The sequence below is a fragment of the Streptomyces sp. NPDC005574 genome (assembly GCF_040605435.1).
Taxonomy (GTDB): Bacteria; Actinomycetota; Actinomycetes; order Streptomycetales; family Streptomycetaceae; genus Streptomyces.
On record NZ_JBEXCW010000297.1, the window covers coordinates 1 to 1,759 of the forward strand.

The window sequence follows — 1,759 nt, forward strand, 5'->3', positions numbered from 1 at the left end:
CGACCTCCTCCGCCACAAAGACGCCTTCGCCGTCTACAGCATCTGACCAACCGGCACGGAACCGGACATCACACAACTACGCCGGGGCCGTGACAAACAAGCCATGACCACCACCGAAAATCCTGGCACCCCGCCACCTCAACGTGAGGTGGAAAAGGACTCAGTCCTTACACTGCTGGTGATCGACGAGTGCGATTTCTTCGCCAAGCTGCGCGGCGCAAAACGCCCGGGACGTCTCAGCACGACCTGATCGGCAGCAACCGCTCCGGCTCCGTCCGGACGTACGATGACCAGTAGCTCCTTTGGGACTTTAGAGAGAAGTTGGTGATCGCCCGCCGTGGCACCGAGCGCGGCTCCAGCCTGAGCACCGAACGCTCGTTCGGGGAACATGCACTTGCCTACTACATTGGTTCCGCCGCCTGCAGATCCGCTGGGAGATACACCACGAAGTCCCCTCAGCACGATACGAGGACACCCCTTAAGGCGGCCGCACCTCCAGCCTACTGCTGCCTTACTTCGCGGGAAGTTCACAACGTGTCAGAAAATTCCCATAGATGAACAGGGGGGACGCCGTGAAAAGCGAGGTTAATGAGCCCTTTCGTAAGCCTCGCGAACGGTCGCTGGCACGCGACCGCGGTCGCTGACCTCGAGGCCCTGGTCTCGAGCCCAGGCGCGTACCGTTTCGGCACTGGTCCCCCCACCTGGAGCTTTCCGTGTCAGTTGCGTCACTTTTTGACGACCGATCTTGCGACCTGCGTGAAGGAAAGGTGCAAGCGCGTCATAGAGCTTGTCGTAGCTCTCAGGTGTGAGGTCAATATCATACCTCACACCGTCAAGAGCGATGGTATGGGTCTGCGCCTCATCTGACTCTTTGCCGGTCAGATCGTCGATGAAAAGGGTGACTACCTTCTGTGCCATGAGTTGATGATACGCGAATCTTCGCGTCTGTCCATTGCCGACGGCTATTCACGGACGTCAGGCAGGCGGTCGTACCGGCGTCATTGGCGTCATCGACACTGTCTACGTCTCACAGGATTACGATCTTAATCGTGCCGGACGACGCTCACGGCGGGCTGGAGGTCGGGGCGCTTCACCGGCCAGCGCCGTGAAGCCCACAGCAGACGACCTTTCGGGCCGCTATGCCTGCACGTGATTCCTAATGTGGTCTGTCAAGCCGCGCGTGCGGTGGGTGGTATGACTTCATACATTCGTCCATCCCGCACCTCACGGAGCTAAGTCGTCAAGCAGCTTCGAGAAGTTGCGTGGGGAAGGCGAGGTTCTCGTCGAACAGGATGTGCTTTTGGAGGCAGTGGCAGAGCTGGCCGATCATCTTGTTGAAGAGGTTTCTCTGAGCGGCGGCGTGCCAGTCCCCGGCCTCGCGGCGGCGGTCGTAGTGGGCCTTTGCGCCCGGTGATTGGGTCAGTGAGGCGAAGGCCCACAGGTAGCCGGCGTGGTTGAGCCGGTCGTTCTTCACCCAGCGTCTGGTGATGCTGGCCTTCTTGCCGGACGCCCTGGTGATGGGGGACGCACCGGCGTAGGCCTTCATACCGCGGGCAGTGGCGAAGCGGGCGTGGTCGTCCCCGATCTCAGCGAGGATCCGGGCGCCGAACTGGGTGCCGAGTCCGGGGAGGCTCAGGATGATCTCAGCGTCCGGGTGCTGAGGGAATGGCGTTGTCAACTTGTTGGGGCAGCGGGTCGTTGAGGGTGTGTTAGGTCGTGGTGGGGCCGGATGGCGGCCTATGGTTCAGCCTGCCGTGGG

General features: G+C 61.3%; 2 protein-coding genes and 1 pseudogene. 1 reads left to right on the forward strand and 2 read right to left on the reverse strand.

Annotation, left to right across the window (positions count from 1 at the left end; translation table 11 throughout):
* Nucleotides 1-103 precede the first annotated feature (103 nt).
* Nucleotides 104-250: a hypothetical protein gene (locus tag ABZT03_RS44270; protein WP_356049986.1), complete on the forward strand. Its 147-nt coding sequence runs from the start codon at nt 104-106 to the stop codon at nt 248-250.
* Between the two features lie 335 nt (nt 251-585).
* Here ABZT03_RS44270 and ABZT03_RS44275 read toward each other — a convergent pair whose 3' ends face one another.
* Together ABZT03_RS44275 and ABZT03_RS44280 are read right to left on the reverse strand one after the other, a co-directional pair.
* Nucleotides 586-918, reverse strand: a complete 333-nt coding sequence (locus tag ABZT03_RS44275) for an Lsr2 family protein (RefSeq protein WP_356049988.1) — start codon at nt 916-918, stop codon at nt 586-588.
* 322 nt (nt 919-1,240) lie between these two features.
* A pseudogene (locus tag ABZT03_RS44280) lies at nt 1,241-1,666 on the reverse strand (IS110 family transposase); the annotation flags it as partial.
* Between the last annotated feature and the right edge of the window lie 93 nt (nt 1,667-1,759).